Raw genomic sequence first — 15662 nt, forward strand, 5'->3', positions numbered from 1 at the left:
GGCAGTTAGAGGGTGCCGCCGAAGGCGAGCCGGTAGCCCAGGTCGACGGTGGACTCCTCGATGGGCCGGCCGTCCAGGCGGGCCAGCAGCTCCCGGGCGGCACGCTCGCCGATGGCCCGCCGCGGGGTGATCACGCTGGCCAGGGGGGGCGCCATCACCTGGCCCACGTCGTGGCCGTGGAAGCCGGCGATGGCGATGCGCTGCGGCACCGGGATGCCGCGGCGCAGGCACTCGAAGTAGGCGCCTACCGCCACGTCGTCGTTGGTGCAGAAGAGCGCATCGGTGTCCGGGTGGTTGGCCAATACCTCGCCCATCAGCTCGGCGCCGACGCTGTAGGAGGAGCGCTGGCTGCTCTGCAGGGTCAGCGGCGTCAGTCCCTCGGCCGCCATGGCCGCCGCGTAGCCCTCGCCGCGCTGGCGGGTGCGGGCATCCAGGCGCACCGCCAGGTAGACCACATGGCGGCGCCCCCGGGCGATCATCGCCTCCACCATGGCCCGCGACGCTTCCACGTTGTCGTAGCCCACCGCCTGGTGCAGCGGCGGGGTGCGGCTGTCCATGATCTCCACGGTGGGAATGCCGGCGGTCTCCAGCATGCGCAGGCTGCGCGGGCTATGCTGGCTATCGGAGAGGATCACCCCGTCCACGTTGTAGGAGAGCAGCGAGGCCAGGCTGCGCTCCTCCAGGGCCTCGTCGTAGCCGTAGTGGGAGAGCATCAGGTGGTAGCCCGCCGGCTCGGTGACCTCCTCGATGCCGACGATCACCTCGGCGAACACCTGGTTGGTCAAGGAGGGCACCAGCACGCCGATGGCGTGGCTGCGCGCCTTGGAGAGAATGTCCGGGGCCCGGTTGGGGATATAGCCAAGCTCTTCGGCCACCTCGAAGATGCGCTCACGCAGGCCCTCCGAGACCGTGGCCGGGTCGCGCAGGCAACGGCTCACGGTCATCTTGGTGGCACCGACCCGGTCGGCGATATCCTGGAGGGTGGGACGCTTCTTCTTCACCATGGCTCGCCCGTCGCTGAAATCAGGTCAACACCTTAGCGGAGTTGCCCGGGTAAATCATGCCTCTACCGCGCTTTGACATCGCCATTGGAGCACGGGGCTAACCTGTGGGTAGGCCCCCGGCGGCCGGACCCTCGCAAAGACGCTGTAAATCCATCCTTGGACGCTCGACTTTTTCCTGAGGCGCTACGCTATCCTGCTTCGCTTTCAGGGCCGGGGTAGGCCATCCATGGCCTACCCGTTCGGAAGGGTCTTCCTCACCCCTGAAAAAGACGCTTTGCTCCGGCCTACCCCCAGCGCCCCTATGCCATTCCATGGCGCTACCCCTGCCCCAGCGCCGCGACAAAGGCCTCGACGATGGCCTCGGGGGACTCGGCGATATTCGCCACCCGGGCCTCTTCCGGCCCCGGCGGTTCCAGATCGGCGAGCTGGCTGGCGAGCATGGCATCACCCTTGAAGAAGTGCCCCTGGCGGGAGCCGAGGCGCTCGCGCAGCAAGGCCCGCTCGCCGTCGAGGTAGAGGATGCGCAGCTCGGGATCGCCGCGGCGCAGGCGCCCGCGATAGCGCGCCTTGAGCGCCGAGCAGGCGATCACCACCGAGGCGTCGCGGCCACGATAGTCGGCGAACCGCCCCGCCAGGGTATCGAGCCAGCCGCGCCGGTCGTCGTCGGTGAGCGGGATGCCGCGGGCCATCTTGGCCACGTTGGCGTCGCTATGGTGATCATCGCCGTCGATGAAGTCGGCGCCGAGGCGCCGCGCCAGCAGGCGGCCGACATGGGACTTGCCCGAGCCGGAGACGCCCATCACCAGGATGCGGTAGGAAACCGTGGGGTAGGAAGCCTGAGTCACGATCACTCCTCGTCTCAGTTGCCGCGCACGGCGGTCGGGGTGGCCAGAGCAGGCAGCCAGGTGGCCGGGATTGGGTAAGACGCCGTCATGATCTCCCCTCGGCTCAGTTGCCGCGCACGGCGGTCAGGGTGGCCAGAGCAGGCAGCCAGGTGGCCAGGATGAAATGCCGGGGCATGTTCACTCTCCACCTCAGTTGCCGCGCACGGCGGTCAGATCGGGCAGCCAGGTAACCAGGCCGGGGAAGGCCACCAGCACCAGCAGCATCACCAACAGGGCCGCGTAATAGGGCAGCATCGCCTTGACCAGGGACTCCATGGAGACCTTGCCCACCCCGCAGCCCACGTAGAGGCAGGTACCCACCGGCGGGGTCAGCAGGCCGATGCCGAGGATAAAGGCCATCAGCACCCCGAAGTAGGCAGGGTCGACGCCCACCGAGGTGACGATGGGGGCCAGCATCGGCGCCATGATCACCATGGCCGGGGTCAGGTCCATCACGAAGCCGATCAACAGCAGCAGCGCCGCCACGATCAGCAGCAGCAGGAAGGGCTCCTGGGTGATCGCCTGAACCTGGCGCACCAGGGTCTGGGGCACCATGTTGATGGTCAGGAACCAGGCGATCACGGTGGCGAAGGCCAGCAGCAGCAGCACCATGCCGGTGAGCCGCGCGGTGCGGATGCACATGCCCCAGAGGTCGGGCAGGCGGATCTCCCGGTAGCAGACCACCGAGATGAACAGCGAATAGAGCAGCGCCGCCACCGCCGCCTCGGTGGCGGTGAAGACCCCGGCGATGATGCCGCCCACCACGATCACCGGCAGCACCAGGGCCAGCCAGGCGGCCTTGAAGGCCTGCCACAGGGGCGCCAGGCGGAACTTGCGGGTCTGGCCGGCGTGCTCGAGGCTGGCCATGATAAAGGTGGTGACCATCAGCGCCAGGCCGATCAGCAGCCCCGGCACGATGCCGGCGATAAACAGCCGGCTGATGGAGGTCTCGGTGACGATGCCGTAGAGGATCAGCGGAATCGACGGCGGGATGATGATGCCGATCACCGAGGAGACGGTGTTGATGGCGGTGGCATGGGGCGCCGAATAGCCCTGGCGAGTCATGGAGGGGATCATCATCGAACCGGTGGCGGCGGTATCGGCCACCGCCGAGCCGCTGATGCCACCGAAGAACATCGAGCCGGTGATCGCCACCTGGCCCAGGCCACCGCGGATGAAACCGACCAGGGCGGCGGCCAGGTCCATCAGGCGACGGGCAATGCCGCCGGCGCTCATCACCTCCCCCACCAGGATGAAGAAGGGAATCGCCAGCAGCGGAAAACTGTTGACCCCGCGGATCGACTGCTCGATCAGGATCGACAGGGGAATATCGGAGAGCAGGGCCATGACCACGGCCGCCACGCCGAGACCGAAGGCAATGGGCAGGCCCAGGGCGATGGAGGCGAAGAGGATCGCCAGGAAGATCCACAGCATGGCATCAGCTCCCGGAAGTGGATGAGAAGAGTCGCGTCAGGCACTGCCAGGCGCGCCACAGGGCCACCGCGCCGATAAAGAGCGCGCAGACGATCAGCGAGGCGTTGATCAGGTTCCAGGGCACTCCCAGCAGGGCGGTGCGGGCCGTGGAACGCGAGATCACCAGGAGCCCGCCCCACAGGATCACCCCCATCAGGGCGGCGATGATCAGGTGCTGGATCAGGTAGAGCAGGTAGGCGCCCCGACGCGGCAGGCGGCGCACCAGAAAATCCACGGCGATATGCTCGTAGCGGGCGAAGGCCGCCGCGGCACCCACGAAGACCAGCCAGATAAACAGCATGCGGGCCAGCTCGTCGGCCCAGGGCAGGGCGTGGTTGAACAGGGCCCGGCCCACCACATTGGCCGAGACCGCGAGGATCAGCGCCACCAGCAGGGCGGCGATCAGCTGTTCCATGATCACGGTGAGCCAGCGGAACAGGGCCGGCCCGCGGCGCTGCTCGATATCCAGCTCCAGGGGGCGGCGGTTGGGATCCTCCACATAGGCGTGGGGATCGGGGGTGGCTTGGGTGTCCATCGCGGGACTCCTGAGGCGGGTGGCGGGGCCCTCGCGGGCCCCGCCGGGTCGAACATCGGGGTGGGAGGCTTATTCGTCGTCGGCGACGGAGGCGGCGATCTGCTGGATCTCGGCGATCAGTTCCTCGCCGATACGCGGGCCCCAGTCGTCATAGACCGGCTGCACGGCCTCCTGGAAGGCGGCAATCTGCTCGTCGTCCAGGCGGGTGATCTGCATGCCGCGTTCCTCGAGCTGATCGCGGGCCCAGTCGTCATACTCGGCACTGATCTGGATCTCGTAGGCCGCCGACTGGCGGGCCGCCTCCTGCACCAGGGCCTGATACTCCGGCGCCAGGCGATTCCAGGTGCGCTCCGACATCATCATGATGAAGGGGGTATAGACGTGGCGGGTCTCGGAACCGTAGTCCTGCACCTCGTGGAAGTTGGAGGTGAGGATGGTGCTCCAGGGGTTCTCCTGGCCGTCCACCACGCCCTGCTCCATGGCCGAGAAGAGCTCGCCGAAGGCCATCGGCGTGGGGTTGGCACCCAATGCCTGCCAGATCGCCAGGTGCACCGGGTTCTCCATGGTACGCACCGTCAGGCCGCGCACGTTCATGCCGGCCACGTCCTCGGGAGTGGCCACCGGGCGGGCGCTGTTGGAGAGCTGGCGATAGCCGTTCTCGGAGAAGGCCAGGGCCTTGATGCCGGTGCCCTCGAAGGCATCGAGCATCGATTGGGCGGCCTCGCTCTGCAGCACCTCGATGGCCGCCTCCCGGGTGGGCAGCAGGAACGGCAGGTCGAAGACCGCCAGCTCGGAGACGTAGGAGGTGGCCGCCGAGCTGGAGGGGTAGGTCATGTCCAGGGTGCCGGTCTGCAGCATCTCCATCATCTGGACGTCATCGCCCAACTGGCTGTTGGGGAAGATATTCACCGACAGACGCCCCTCGCTGCGCTGCTCGAGGATATCGGCGAAGTAGCGGCTGGAGAGGTACTGGGGCGAGCCCTCCGAGAGGCCGAAGCCCATGCGGATGGTATGGCTGCCGTGGTCACCCACCACCTCGCCGTCGATGGCGGGGGGCGCGGAGAGCTCGGGGGTCTGGGCCTGGGCGATGCCAATGGAGAGGATGGCGGCCCCGGTCAGGGCGAAGGCGCGGCTCCAACGAGGTGTCATGGCGTGACTCCGTGATCTGCGTTGTTGTTGGTCGCTACCGCCGGGCATGGCGGCAGGCAGGGAAGTTAGCGGGACAATGTTACCGGTAACTTTCATGCTGAGCCTAGTCGTCGTCTCGCCAGGGTGTCAACGAATGAACGAAAAACGGGGCTTAGACCATGGTCTAAGCCCCGCCTGGGGCGGGACTCCCGGCTTTACCGGTAAGCGCAGCACCCGTTCTATTCAGTGCTCCTGAGGAGTCATCCAGAGCTTCCGGCGGTAGCGTGTCGACGCAACTCTCGGCCGATCGTGCGGCTATGGACGCCGAATTCGCCAGCGCTCTGCCTCTGGTTCAGGCCATGAGGGGAATGAATCGGGTATCGTCGGGTCTGGGTCAGCGGCTGGTATCCCATGTTCTGCTTCATTCTGGTCGATCACGCTGGGAGGGACTGGCGCTCTGGCATCCCGGCTGCGAGTCTCGCTCCCTCGGGATCACAGCACCGGCGCCAGCAAATAGGCCGCCCGCGCCGCCACCCGATGCCAGAGCGGTTGCGCCTCGATCTCGCCGGGGCGCATCCGCCGGGAGCGGGCGAAATCGTCCTCGAACATCGCCTCGACCTCGGCGGCGAAATGGGGGTCCATCACCAGCGCCGTTACCTCGAAGTTCAAGCGGAAGGAGCGATTGTCGAGGTTCACGGTACCCACCGCCGCGCCGCCGTCGTCCACCAGAAAGGCCTTGCCATGCAGGAAGCCTCCCTCGTAGCGATAAACCTGGACTCCCGCCTCGAGCAGGGAGTCGAGGAAGGCGTAGGCGGCGAAGTAGGTCAGTGGATTGTCGGGGCGTTCGGGGATCAGCACCCGCACGTCCACGCCACTCAGGGCCGCCAGCTTGAGCATCGCCAGCACCCCCTCGTCGGGCACGAAGTAGGGGCTGGAGATCCAGATTCGCTGGTGGGCGGCGTGGATCGCCTGCTGGATCATCAGGCTGGCGGTCTCGAAGCGGTCCGCGGGGCCAGTCGGCAGGATCAGCACCGGCGAGGCATGATGGGACGGAAGGGTCGGCTCCCAGGGTAGCTCCGGCAGCTCCTCGGTGGCCCAGTGCCAGTCCTCGAGGAATACCAGTTGCAGCGCCAGGGCGGCCGGTCCCTCGATCATCAGGTGGGTGTCTCGCCAGGGCCCGATGCGTGGGTGGCCGTGCAGGTACTCGTCGCCGACGTTGAGACCACCGACCCAGGCGCGCTCGCCGTCGGCGACCACGATCTTGCGGTGGTTGCGGAAGTTGAGCTGGAAGCGATTGCCCGGCCCTCGGGTGGAGTGGAAGCGGTGCACGCGGACCCCAGCCTCCTCCAGCGCCTGGAGGTAATGAGCCGGCAGGGCGTAACTGCCAATCTCGTCGTAGAGAAAGTAGACTTCGACTCCCTGCCGAGCCTTCTCGATCAGCCGAGCCTGGAGGGCCATCCCCGTCTCATCGGCCCGCACGATATAGAACTGCACCAGCAGGTAGCGTTCGGCGGTCTCGATGCCAGCGAACAGGCTCTCGAAGGTCTGCTCCCCGTCGATCAGGAGCTCCACCCGGTTACCCCCGAGAAACGGCAACTTGGCCAACTGTTCGACACCCACCAGGTGCTTGTCACCGTGAGCGCCCGAGACCGCGTGCGAGCGCAGCTCGGCAAGCTTGTCGGCCAGCGCCCGGCCCAGGGCCGAGTCCTCGTCACGCCGTGAGGTGACGTAGCCCTGGAACTTCGCACGTCCGAACACCCAGTAGGTCGGCACCGCCACATAGGGCACCGTATTCAGGGAGACGATCCAGGCAATGGCCCCCTGAGAGGTGCGGCTCGACATCATGGCATCCAGCGAGGAGACGAAGCCGATCGCATGGGCCAGACCAAGCAGTAGCAGGAGCCGCCGCCAAGGCCTGCGGCGTTTGGCAGCCCCATCGAGTGACGCCCGTGATACCCGCGTTTTGCTCATCTCTCCCCCCACGGCGACAACAGCGGCGCCTGCTCCGCTCCCGGCGATTCTCTCGACAGAGCCAGCCACGAGACCTCACGCATCACGACCCGACCTCGCATCGACCTGGGGGGTACGGCATCATCGAGAGGCTCCCGCTCTCTCCGGTCCGGGGCTCATAGCGGCACCCATGCCCTACCGCCATCGGTGCTACGCAGCAACCGCCCCTGCTCATCCGCCGCCACCAGATGCGCCGGGTCGGACGGATCCACCGCCAGGTGGACCAGATAGCCCTCCTCCCAGCCGCGATGGATCACCTCCCAGTCGCGGCTGCCCTCCTCGGCGCGGATCAGCCCGACCCCGACCACAAAGGCATAGAGCCGCCCGCGATCGACCACCACCAGGCTGACCGGACGACGCTCGTCATGCAGCTGGCGCCAGCGCTGGCCGCCATCGGGGCTCATCAGCAGCCCGGCCTGGGTGGCGGCGTAGAGATGCTGCGGGTCGCGGCTCGAGGCCGCCAGGGCGATCAAGCCCTCCGGCGCCCGGGCCTGAACCTGCCACTGGTGACCGCCGTCACGACTGACCTGCAGGCCGCCACGATAGGCCCCGTAGAGCACCTCGGGCTCGGCCGCACTGACCGTCAGTTGGTGGAAATCCACCGGTCCCTCGACGCCGGGCGAGCGCTGCGCCCAGCGCTGGCCGCCATCGGTGGAGACCATCACGCCAAGGTTGCCGCCCCGGGCCGGGTGACCGCTGGCGAAGAAGGTCTCGGCCTCTTCGGGATGGGGCGTAAAGCCCATGAAGTCATGGGTCTCCTCCGACACCCGGCGCGCCAGGCCATCGGTACCGACCACATGGAAGCCGTGATGGGTGGCCAGCCAGATCCGCGCGCTGTCCGCACGGTCGAAGGCCAGGCCATGGATATGGGTCTGCTGGCGCAGCTGTTCCAGGCCGATGCCCTCTGGCTCGCGGGAGCAGCCCGCCAGCAGCAGGGCCGCCATCGCGGTCAGCAGCAGGAAAACGCTTCGAAAGTCGCGCATCGCAAGAGTCTCTCCTTCATCCTGAGAAGGCCGGGGCCGGCCCGCGGCCCCGGCATGGGAGGTGCCGCGGGCGACCTCAGCTCACACGGATGGTGGCCATCATCCCCAGCTCCTCATGCTCGATGATATGGCAGTGGAAGAGCCAGTCACCGGCCTCCCGGAAGGCCAGGCGGATCCTCAGCCGCTGGTAGGGGGCCAGGTTGACGGTGTCCTTCCAGGCCAGCCAGGGGGCGTCGCGCCACTCGCCATCGGCGTCACGGGTCGCGACCACCTGGAAGTGGGTGCCATGGAGATGGAAGGGGTGGTCCATATGGGAGTCGTTGAATAGCTCCCACTCCTCCACCTGGCCGACGCGCCCCTCGAAGAGCACCTCGTCCATGGCGAAGGTGCGGCCATTGATCAGGAAGTCCACCGGGGGGCGAGCGCCCTCCCCCATCGCCGGCATGGCGTGGTCACCGTGGCCGCCGCCAGGCATCGCTCCATGATCACCATGGCCACCGTTATGATCGCCGCCATGACCGCCACCGTGCATCGCCCCATGACCAGCGCCCTGGTCGCCGCCATGACCGCCACCGTGCATCGCCCCATGGCCAGCGCCGTGATCGCCGCCATGACCAGCGCCGTGATCGCCGCCATGACCGCCGCCGTGCATCGCCCCATGACCAGCGCCGTGATCACCGTGACTGCCGCTTTGGCCGCCACCATGCATGGCGCCATGATCGCCATGCCCTTCGCCACGCATGACCTCGGTGAGGGTGACCTCACGGCGCACCGCGGGCTCGCCCAGGGGGGCGATGGGGGTCAGGGTCGCCGGCAGGGCCAGGGACGGTCGGGGCGGCGCCGCATCGGTGACGATCTCGAGCAGCGGTGCCACGGCCTCGAGATGGGCCGGGCGCGGCCCCATCCAGCCCCGCTCGTAGGGGTGGCTGGCCAGCCGGAAGCGCTCTCCCCCGCGCTCATCGATGCGCACCAGCAGGTCGGCCCGCTCCCCCGGGGTGAGCAGCAGCTCGTCCAGCGCCTGGGGGCGCTCGATCAGGCCGCCATCGGTGCCGATCAGGGTGAGCTCATGCTCGTCCAGGCGCAGGCGCAGGTAGCGCCCGGCACAGGCATTGATCAGGCGCAGCCGCAGGGTAGTGCCCGGGGCCACCTCGAGCCTGGGTCGGCGCTGGCCATTGACCAGCAGCAGCTCGCCCTCGCGGCCGTTCATCCAGTCCACCGGGTGATGGGGGGCGACCCGGCCCTCCTCATCCAGGCGCAGGTCGCTGACCAGCAGCAGGTGCTCCTCGATGTCCTCCGGCAGCGGCTCCTCCCGGGGGCGCACCAGCAGCGCCCCGGCCAGGCCATGGGCGATCTGCTCGGCGGTGCCCTGATGGGGGTGCGGATGGAACCAATGCAGCCCGGCGCTGCCCTCGGCGAGGCGGTAGCGATAGCGCCGCGATGCGCCGGGAGCCACCGCATGCCAGGGGCCGCCATCCTGGGCATGGGGCACCGCCACCCCGTGCCAGTGCAGGCTGGTGGGCGCCGCCAGCTCATTGATCAGGGTGATATCGAGCTCATCCCCCTCGCTGACCTCGATCAGCGGCGCCAGCTTGCCGTTATAGAGCCAGAGATGAGCCGCCAGGCCCCCGTCGAGGGGCACCTCGGCGGGGGCCGGAGTCAGGGCGCTACGAAACTGCCCCGGGGCCTCGGCCAGGTTGATGATACGCGGTAGCGACCGCAGTGGTTGGCCATCGGCCAGTGCCTCGGGGTTCAACAGCCCGTCGGTGCCGCTCGCCGGATCGGCATGAGGGGCATGGCGTCCGGCCACGGCATAGGCCAGCAGGCCGGAGGCGGAGAGGGCCACCCCGCCCAGGGCGGAATAGCGCAGGAAATCGCGACGTTGCATACGAATCGTCCTTATCGTTTCTGGGAAGGCGCTCGTCGACGGACGAGCGGCAGCGGGAAACGACTTAGACGCGAGGGGGGCGCTCGAGGCGCTCCCGGGGGGCCGGCGGCCACCCGGTGAGAGCGACGACGACTGGCGCGCTCAGCGCCGAGTCCGAGGGCATCGGCAGCGCCACCAGCCCGGCACCGCAGTGGCTGCAGAGCTGACAAGTGCCTCCCAGGCTTCCTGCATGAGTCCCGGAATGCGCCATGGCATGGGAGTCATCATGCCCCGGGTGTGCCAGGGCCTGGGACGCGGCGAACGCGGCCTCTGCGTGAGGGATACCGCTCTCGTGGGGACAAGGCATCCCCGTGCCGTGAGCCTCCGCCATGGCCAACGGCGACAAGGCCAGGACGAGGCCCAGCAAGACGCAGAGTAACCCGGAGCATCGGAAGCGGCACATGACGAATGGCGACACCGGTAAGAGCATATGGGGCGAGTATTCCATGGGCCTCGAGGGTGCGGCAAGCATGGTGTTGCACCGAGGTTTTGCCTATCGCCTGACATGACGTGGATCAAGTGACGCCCCGCGGATCTGCACTATGGTAGAGGCATCACTCCCGCAAAGATCGACCACCATGGCAATGTCCGGCCAGATGCCCCACCCCAGCAAGAGACCTGCCCTGTCCGGGCCGCTCGGCGGCGTGTTGGCGGTGCTCCTGCTCGTGCTGCTGTCGGTCTCGATCATGCCGAGTGGGCAGTCCGGTTCCGTCCTGACCGCCACCCCCGGTGTCCCGTCCTCCTCGGTACCCCTAGCGCCGAGCGACATCCCCCACTGTCACCATGGACATCACCAGGAGCGTTCCGCCCTGGCGCTGCTGCGCAGTACCCTGATGGATATCGAGCCCACGGCACTGGCTCCCCCGGCGCGGCCCATCGCCACCGCGCCAGGGGTGACGCTGTCCCCACTGTTCCTTCCGGGGCGAGTCATGGCCCCAGCGCCCCCGCTCTATTTGCTGACCCAACGTTTCCGCTCCTGAGTCCTGTCCGGTTCGCCTCGGTTCGACGAAGCGACTGCCGAAGCGCCGAGCGGCACTTCGAACAAGCGACATCCTTTTCGGCCTTGACGGCCAGGCAATTCAAGGTGGGCCTGTGGCCCCAGGAGTCAGATCATGAAACTACGCCAACACACCATCGCCTGGGGCCTCTCGCTCGCCCTGGGAATCGCCGGCAGCGGCATGGCGGTCGCCCAGGAAATGGGCCCCGGGACGATGCCTGGAATGATGGGCGCCTCCGGCATGGGCATGATGCCGATGCTTGACCCCGAGCAACGCCGCGAGATGCGGGAAATGATGCAGACGCAGCGCCCGGCCCAGTTCGAGCGCATGGCGCGACTGATGAACCTGCGCGACGACCTGCTGGCCGAGATGCACGGCGAGCGCCCCGATCCCGAAGCAGTGCAGGCCCTGCATGGGCAGATGGCCGAGCTGCATGGCGAGATGCTGACCGAGATGGTGCGCCTGCGCCACGCCATGCACGATCTCTTGACCGAGGAGCAACGCCAGCAGCTTCAGCAGGCCACCCCAGAGCGTGGCGTCGATCCGGACGATCACGACGCCCATCACTGACCCCGCGTTCCCCTGAGCCGGGCGATCGCCTCGCGGTCGCCCGCTTGGGCTTTCCATCAGGAGACTCGTGATGGCCGACAAGACACCGAGAACCATCACCCTGACCGTGCCGGGGATGGGCAGCGATCACTGTGCCGGTATCGTGCGTACCACGCTGCAGCGCCTCGACGGCGTGGGCGAGATCGAGACCAATATCGCCAGCCACCATGTCCGGGTCGCCGCCGATGAGTCCGGCCCCGACGCCGAGGCCCTGCGCCGGGCGGTGGAAGGCGCCGGCTATGACGTGGCCGCCGTCCAGGCGGAGGAGGACGCCGAAGCCGATGCCGAGATCGAGGAAACCTACCTCAGCCAGGCCCGCCAGCGGCTGATCATTGCCGCGGTACCCACCACCCTGATCATGCTGCTGATGATGCCGCAGATGTTCTGGCGGCCGATTCCCGGCTACCTGCTGATCGTGGTGGCGCTGGCCTTTCCAGTGGTTTTCCTCCACGGCGGGGCGGCCACCCACCGCTCGGCCTGGCGCTCGCTGAAGAATCGCACCTTCAACATGGACGTGTTGATCTCCATGGGCAGCCTGCCCCCCTACCTGATCGGCCTGGTCGGCTTCGTCACCCCCATGACCTCCTTCGTCGAGATGGCGGCGACCATCATGACCTTCCACCTGCTGGGCCGTTACCTGGAGGCCCTGGCCAAGGGGCGCGCCTCCCAGGCGATCCGCCGGCTGCTGACCCTCGGCGCCAAGACGGCCCGGGTGGAGCGCGACGGCGAGGAGGTCGAGGTGGCGGTGAAGGAACTCGCCCCCGGCGACATCATGATCGTGCGCCCCGGCGACCAGGTGCCCACCGACGGCGAGGTGCTCGAGGGGGAGAGCCACCTGGACGAGTCCCTGGCCACCGGCGAGTCGATCCCGGTCTACAAGGGCCCCGGCGACACGGTGATCGGCGCCACCCTCAACAAGGAGGGCCGGCTGCGGGTCAAGGCCACCCGGGTCGGCGGCGACACCTTCCTGGCCCAGGTGGTGCGCCTGATCGACCAGGCCCAGGGCTCGCGGGTGCCGATCCAGGAGTTCGCCGACCGCATGACCGGGCGCTTCGTGCCGGCGGTGCTGGCGATCTCCCTGGCCAGCCTGATCGTCTGGGCGCTGTTCCCGGACGCCCTGCGCCCGATCCTCGACTGGGGGGCCGGCTTCCTGCCCTGGGTGAATCCCGCGGCGACCACGCCGGTGCTGGCGATCCTCGCCGCCATCGCCGTACTGGTCATCGCCTGCCCCTGCGCCCTGGGCCTGGCCACCCCCACGGCGCTGATGGTCGGCTCCGGCATCGGTGCCGAACGCGGCATCCTGATCCGCTCCGGGGAAGCGATCCAGACCTTCAAGGACATCCGGGTGATGGTGCTCGACAAGACCGGCACCATCACCCGCGGCGAGCCCCGACTCACCGAGGTGGTCGCCGCCGCAGGCGTCGAGGAGGCGCGCCTGCTGCGACTCGCCGCCAGCGTGGAGCACGCCTCGGAGCATCCCATCGCCCGGGCCATCGTCGACGGCGCCCGCGAGCGCGATGTCCCGCCCGGCGAGGTCAGCGAATTCCGCTCCACCGGGGCCCGTGGCGTCTCCGGCAAGGTGGGCGACGAGACGCTGTTGATCGGCAACCGCCGCCTGCTGGAGGAGCACGGCGTGACCGGCCTCGACGCCCTGGATGACACCATGGGCGAGCTCGAGGGCAAGGGGCGCAGCGTGGTGATCGTCGCCGCCGATGGCCAGGCCCTGGGGCTGCTGGCGGTGGCCGACACCCTCAAGACGGAGTCGGTGGAGGCGATCCGCGGCATGCACGCCCTCGGCCTGCATGTGGTGATGGTCACCGGCGACAACGCGCGGGCCGCCCGGGCCATCGCCGAGGAGGTGGGCATCGACGAGGTCCAGGCCGGGGTCCTCCCCGAGGGCAAGGTCGAGGCCATCCGTGCCCTGCAGGCGCGATACGGCAATCACGTGGCCATGGTCGGCGACGGCATCAACGACGCCCCGGCCCTGACCCAGGCCAATGTGGGCATCGCCATCGGCGCCGGGGCCGACGTGGCCATCGAGGCCGCCGACGTGACCCTGGTGCGCGGCGAACTGACCGGCGTGGTGGACGCCATGCACCTCTCCCGCGCCACCTTCGGCAAGATCGTCCAGAACCTGGTCTGGGCCAGCGGCTACAACCTGGCGGCGATCCCCATCGCCGCCCTGGGCCTGCTGCACCCGATGCTCGGGGTCATCGCCATGACCGCCAGCTCCCTGTCGGTGATCGGCAACTCCCTGCTGCTCAAGCGACGCTTCGCCCGCCTCCCCGGGCGCGAAGGAGGCTCCCGATGAACCGTTATCACCACGCCATGATGTTCGCCTGCCTGGCAATCATGGGGGGTGCCATGCTGCTGCTGATATCGCGCGGCGGCTCCCCCGGAAGCGGCGCCTGGCTGCTGCTGCCCATGGCGCTCTGCCTGGGCGCCCACCTGCTGCTGCATCGCCATGGTCACCATGGCGACTCGAGTGACGAGTCACCGGAGCCACCGAACAAGCGCCGCTGAGCGGCAACCGCGAGTTGACCGCCCCGGTGAGATGCCTAATCCTGGCGGCATGCCCTGCCGAGGAGCCGCCATGGATGCCGCCCTGCCCACCACGGATGCCGCCGCCATCGCTCGCCTGGAGCGTTGCTTCGCCGCCCAGCGACGGGCCTTCGCCGCCGACCCCATGCCGAGTGCCGAACGGCGCCGGGCCGACCTGAGCCGGCTGGAAGCCGCCCTGGTACGCCACCAGGACACCCTGTGCGAGGCCATCGCCCGCGACTTCGGCCATCGCAGCCATGACGAGACGCGGCTGGCGGAGCTGCTGCCGTCCCTGGAGGGGATTCGCTTCACTCGCCGCCGGCTGAAAGGCTGGATGCGTCCCGCCCGCCGTCGGGTCGGCCTGCCCTTCCAGCCGGCCGGAGCCCGGGTGGTCTACCAGCCGCTGGGGGTGGTGGGCATCATGGTGCCCTGGAACTACCCCCTCTTCCTGGCCATCGGGCCGCTGGTCTCGGCGCTGGCCGCCGGCAATCGGGCGCTGATCAAGATCAGCGAGGCGACCCCGGCCAGCGGCGAGGCCCTGCGCCGGGTGCTGGCCGAGGCCTTCGACGAGCGCCAGGTCGCGGTGGTGGGCGGCCAGGTCGCGGTGGCCGAGGCCTTCGCCGCCCTGCCCTTCGATCATCTGCTGTTTACCGGCAGCACCGCCGTGGGGCGTCGGGTAATGCAGGCCGCCGCGGCCAACCTGACCCCGGTGACCCTGGAACTGGGCGGCAAGTCGCCGGCGCTGATCGGCGACGGGGCGTCGATGGCCCACACCGCCGAGCGCCTGGCCTTTGGCAAGGGGCTCAACGCCGGCCAGACCTGCGTGGCCCCGGACTATGTGCTCTGCCCCCGCGACCGGGTGGCAGCGCTGGTCGAGGCGCTGACCAGCCAGGTGCGGCGCCAGTTGCCGAGCCTGGCCGACAACCCGGACGCCACCTGGATCATCAATGCCCCCCACTACGATCGCCTGCGGGCGCTGCTCGACGATGCCGAGGCCAAGGGCGCCAGGGCGGTGCCCCTGCTCGATGCCGACGCGCTCCCGGCGGGCGCCCGCCTGATGGCCCCCACCCTGCTGCTTGAAGTCAACGATGAGATGCGGGTGATGCAGGAGGAGATCTTCGGCCCCCTGCTGCCGATCCTGCCCTACGACACCCTGGAGCAGGCGCTGGCCTATCTCGCCGAGCGCCCCCGGCCCCTGGCGCTCTACTACTTCGGCACCGATGGCGCCGAGCAGCGGCGGGTCATCGAAGGCAGCCATGCCGGCGGCATGTGCCTCAACGACTGCGTGATGCAGGTCGCCCAGGACGACCTGCCCTTCGGCGGCATCGGCGCCTCCGGCATGGGCCACTACCACGGCCGCGAGGGCTTCCTCACCTTCAGCCATGCCAAGGGCATCTACCACAAGGGGCAATTCAATGCCGCCCGCCTGATCTACCCGCCCTATGGCGGCCGTCTGCTCAAATGGCTCTACCGCTGGTGGCTGCGCTGACCCGGCTCACCCCTGCCGAATCGTCTCCATCACCCGTTGGAAGAGTCATCGACACGGGGTCGACGCCGGGCCCAACACAGTGTT

Annotated in this window: 13 protein-coding genes; 5 read left to right on the forward strand and 8 right to left on the reverse strand. The window is 68.6% G+C overall.

All coding sequences use genetic code 11. The annotated features are described in order from the left end of the window. Positions 1 to 5 precede the first annotated feature (5 nt). The 8 genes from gntR to IHD13_RS00245 all read right to left on the reverse strand — a co-directional run bounded on the left by gntR (position 6) and on the right by IHD13_RS00245 (position 9902). Entirely contained in the window at positions 6 to 1001 is a 996-nt protein-coding gene (gene gntR / locus IHD13_RS00210; protein ID WP_326838294.1) for a gluconate operon transcriptional repressor GntR, read from the reverse strand. A 320-nt stretch (positions 1002 to 1321) separates the two neighbouring features. After that, positions 1322 to 1804 (reverse strand): gluconokinase, encoded by a 483-nt coding sequence (locus IHD13_RS00215; protein WP_195859142.1) that lies wholly within the window; start codon positions 1802 to 1804, stop codon positions 1322 to 1324. A 234-nt stretch (positions 1805 to 2038) separates the two neighbouring features. After that, positions 2039 to 3322: a TRAP transporter large permease gene (locus IHD13_RS00220; RefSeq protein WP_195859016.1), complete on the reverse strand. Its 1284-nt coding sequence runs from the start codon at positions 3320 to 3322 to the stop codon at positions 2039 to 2041. A gap of 4 nt (positions 3323 to 3326) precedes the next feature. Continuing rightward, positions 3327 to 3896 carry a TRAP transporter small permease gene (locus tag IHD13_RS00225; RefSeq protein WP_195859017.1) on the reverse strand — a complete coding sequence of 190 codons (570 nt, stop codon included), beginning with the start codon at positions 3894 to 3896 and terminating at the stop codon, positions 3327 to 3329. A gap of 69 nt (positions 3897 to 3965) precedes the next feature. After that, entirely contained in the window at positions 3966 to 5045 is a 1080-nt protein-coding gene (locus IHD13_RS00230) for a TRAP transporter substrate-binding protein (RefSeq protein ID WP_195859018.1), read from the reverse strand. Positions 5046 to 5516: 471 nt separating this feature from the next. After that, a complete protein-coding gene (cls, locus tag IHD13_RS00235; RefSeq protein WP_230086029.1) occupies positions 5517 to 6866 on the reverse strand; it encodes a cardiolipin synthase in 1350 nt (449 codons plus the stop codon). Between the two features lie 284 nt (positions 6867 to 7150). After that, the gene (locus tag IHD13_RS00240) at positions 7151 to 8017 is read right to left on the reverse strand and encodes a WD40/YVTN/BNR-like repeat-containing protein (protein WP_195859020.1); all 867 of its coding nucleotides are present in this window, start codon (positions 8015 to 8017) and stop codon (positions 7151 to 7153) included. A gap of 76 nt (positions 8018 to 8093) precedes the next feature. Continuing rightward, positions 8094 to 9902, reverse strand: coding sequence for a multicopper oxidase family protein (locus IHD13_RS00245; protein ID WP_195859021.1), 1809 nt, complete (start codon positions 9900 to 9902; stop codon positions 8094 to 8096). Between the two features lie 692 nt (positions 9903 to 10594). Between IHD13_RS00245 and IHD13_RS00250 the strand changes: the two genes are divergently transcribed. From IHD13_RS00250 to IHD13_RS00270, 5 genes are all read left to right on the forward strand, one after another. Then, positions 10595 to 10921: a hypothetical protein gene (locus tag IHD13_RS00250; protein WP_195859022.1), complete on the forward strand. Its 327-nt coding sequence runs from the start codon at positions 10595 to 10597 to the stop codon at positions 10919 to 10921. Between the two features lie 132 nt (positions 10922 to 11053). Beyond that, a complete protein-coding gene (locus IHD13_RS00255) occupies positions 11054 to 11509 on the forward strand; it encodes a Spy/CpxP family protein refolding chaperone (protein ID WP_195859023.1) in 456 nt (151 codons plus the stop codon). Between the two features lie 70 nt (positions 11510 to 11579). Continuing rightward, positions 11580 to 13859 (forward strand): heavy metal translocating P-type ATPase, encoded by a 2280-nt coding sequence (locus tag IHD13_RS00260; protein WP_195859024.1) that lies wholly within the window; start codon positions 11580 to 11582, stop codon positions 13857 to 13859. Continuing rightward, complete coding sequence (locus tag IHD13_RS00265) at positions 13856 to 14071, forward strand: hypothetical protein (RefSeq protein ID WP_195859025.1); 216 nt, start codon at positions 13856 to 13858, stop codon at positions 14069 to 14071. The genes IHD13_RS00260 and IHD13_RS00265 overlap by 4 nt, the downstream gene beginning before the upstream one ends. 70 nt (positions 14072 to 14141) lie before the next feature. Continuing rightward, positions 14142 to 15578, forward strand: coding sequence for a coniferyl aldehyde dehydrogenase (locus IHD13_RS00270; protein WP_195859026.1), 1437 nt, complete (start codon positions 14142 to 14144; stop codon positions 15576 to 15578). Positions 15579 to 15662: the final 84 nt, after the last annotated feature.

Source organism: Halomonas sp. 328 (assembly GCF_015645095.1).
Taxonomy (GTDB): domain Bacteria; phylum Pseudomonadota; class Gammaproteobacteria; order Pseudomonadales; family Halomonadaceae; genus Bisbaumannia.

Coding starts and splice junctions, on each gene's coding strand:
- IHD13_RS00215 (WP_195859142.1), bottom strand. CDS start 1,804: ATGGGCGTCTCCGGCTCGGGCAAGTCCCATGTCGGCCGCCTGCTGGCG.
- IHD13_RS00220 (WP_195859016.1), bottom strand. CDS start 3,322: ATGCTGTGGATCTTCCTGGCGATCCTCTTCGCCTCCATCGCCCTGGGC.
- IHD13_RS00225 (WP_195859017.1), bottom strand. CDS start 3,896: ATGGACACCCAAGCCACCCCCGATCCCCACGCCTATGTGGAGGATCCC.
- IHD13_RS00230 (WP_195859018.1), bottom strand. CDS start 5,045: ATGACACCTCGTTGGAGCCGCGCCTTCGCCCTGACCGGGGCCGCCATC.
- cls (WP_230086029.1), bottom strand. CDS start 6,866: ATGTCGAGCCGCACCTCTCAGGGGGCCATTGCCTGGATCGTCTCCCTG.
- IHD13_RS00240 (WP_195859020.1), bottom strand. CDS start 8,017: ATGCGCGACTTTCGAAGCGTTTTCCTGCTGCTGACCGCGATGGCGGCC.
- IHD13_RS00245 (WP_195859021.1), bottom strand. CDS start 9,902: ATGCAACGTCGCGATTTCCTGCGCTATTCCGCCCTGGGCGGGGTGGCC.
- IHD13_RS00255 (WP_195859023.1), top strand. CDS start 11,054: ATGAAACTACGCCAACACACCATCGCCTGGGGCCTCTCGCTCGCCCTG.
- IHD13_RS00260 (WP_195859024.1), top strand. CDS start 11,580: ATGGCCGACAAGACACCGAGAACCATCACCCTGACCGTGCCGGGGATG.
- IHD13_RS00265 (WP_195859025.1), top strand. CDS start 13,856: ATGAACCGTTATCACCACGCCATGATGTTCGCCTGCCTGGCAATCATG.
- IHD13_RS00270 (WP_195859026.1), top strand. CDS start 14,142: ATGGATGCCGCCCTGCCCACCACGGATGCCGCCGCCATCGCTCGCCTG.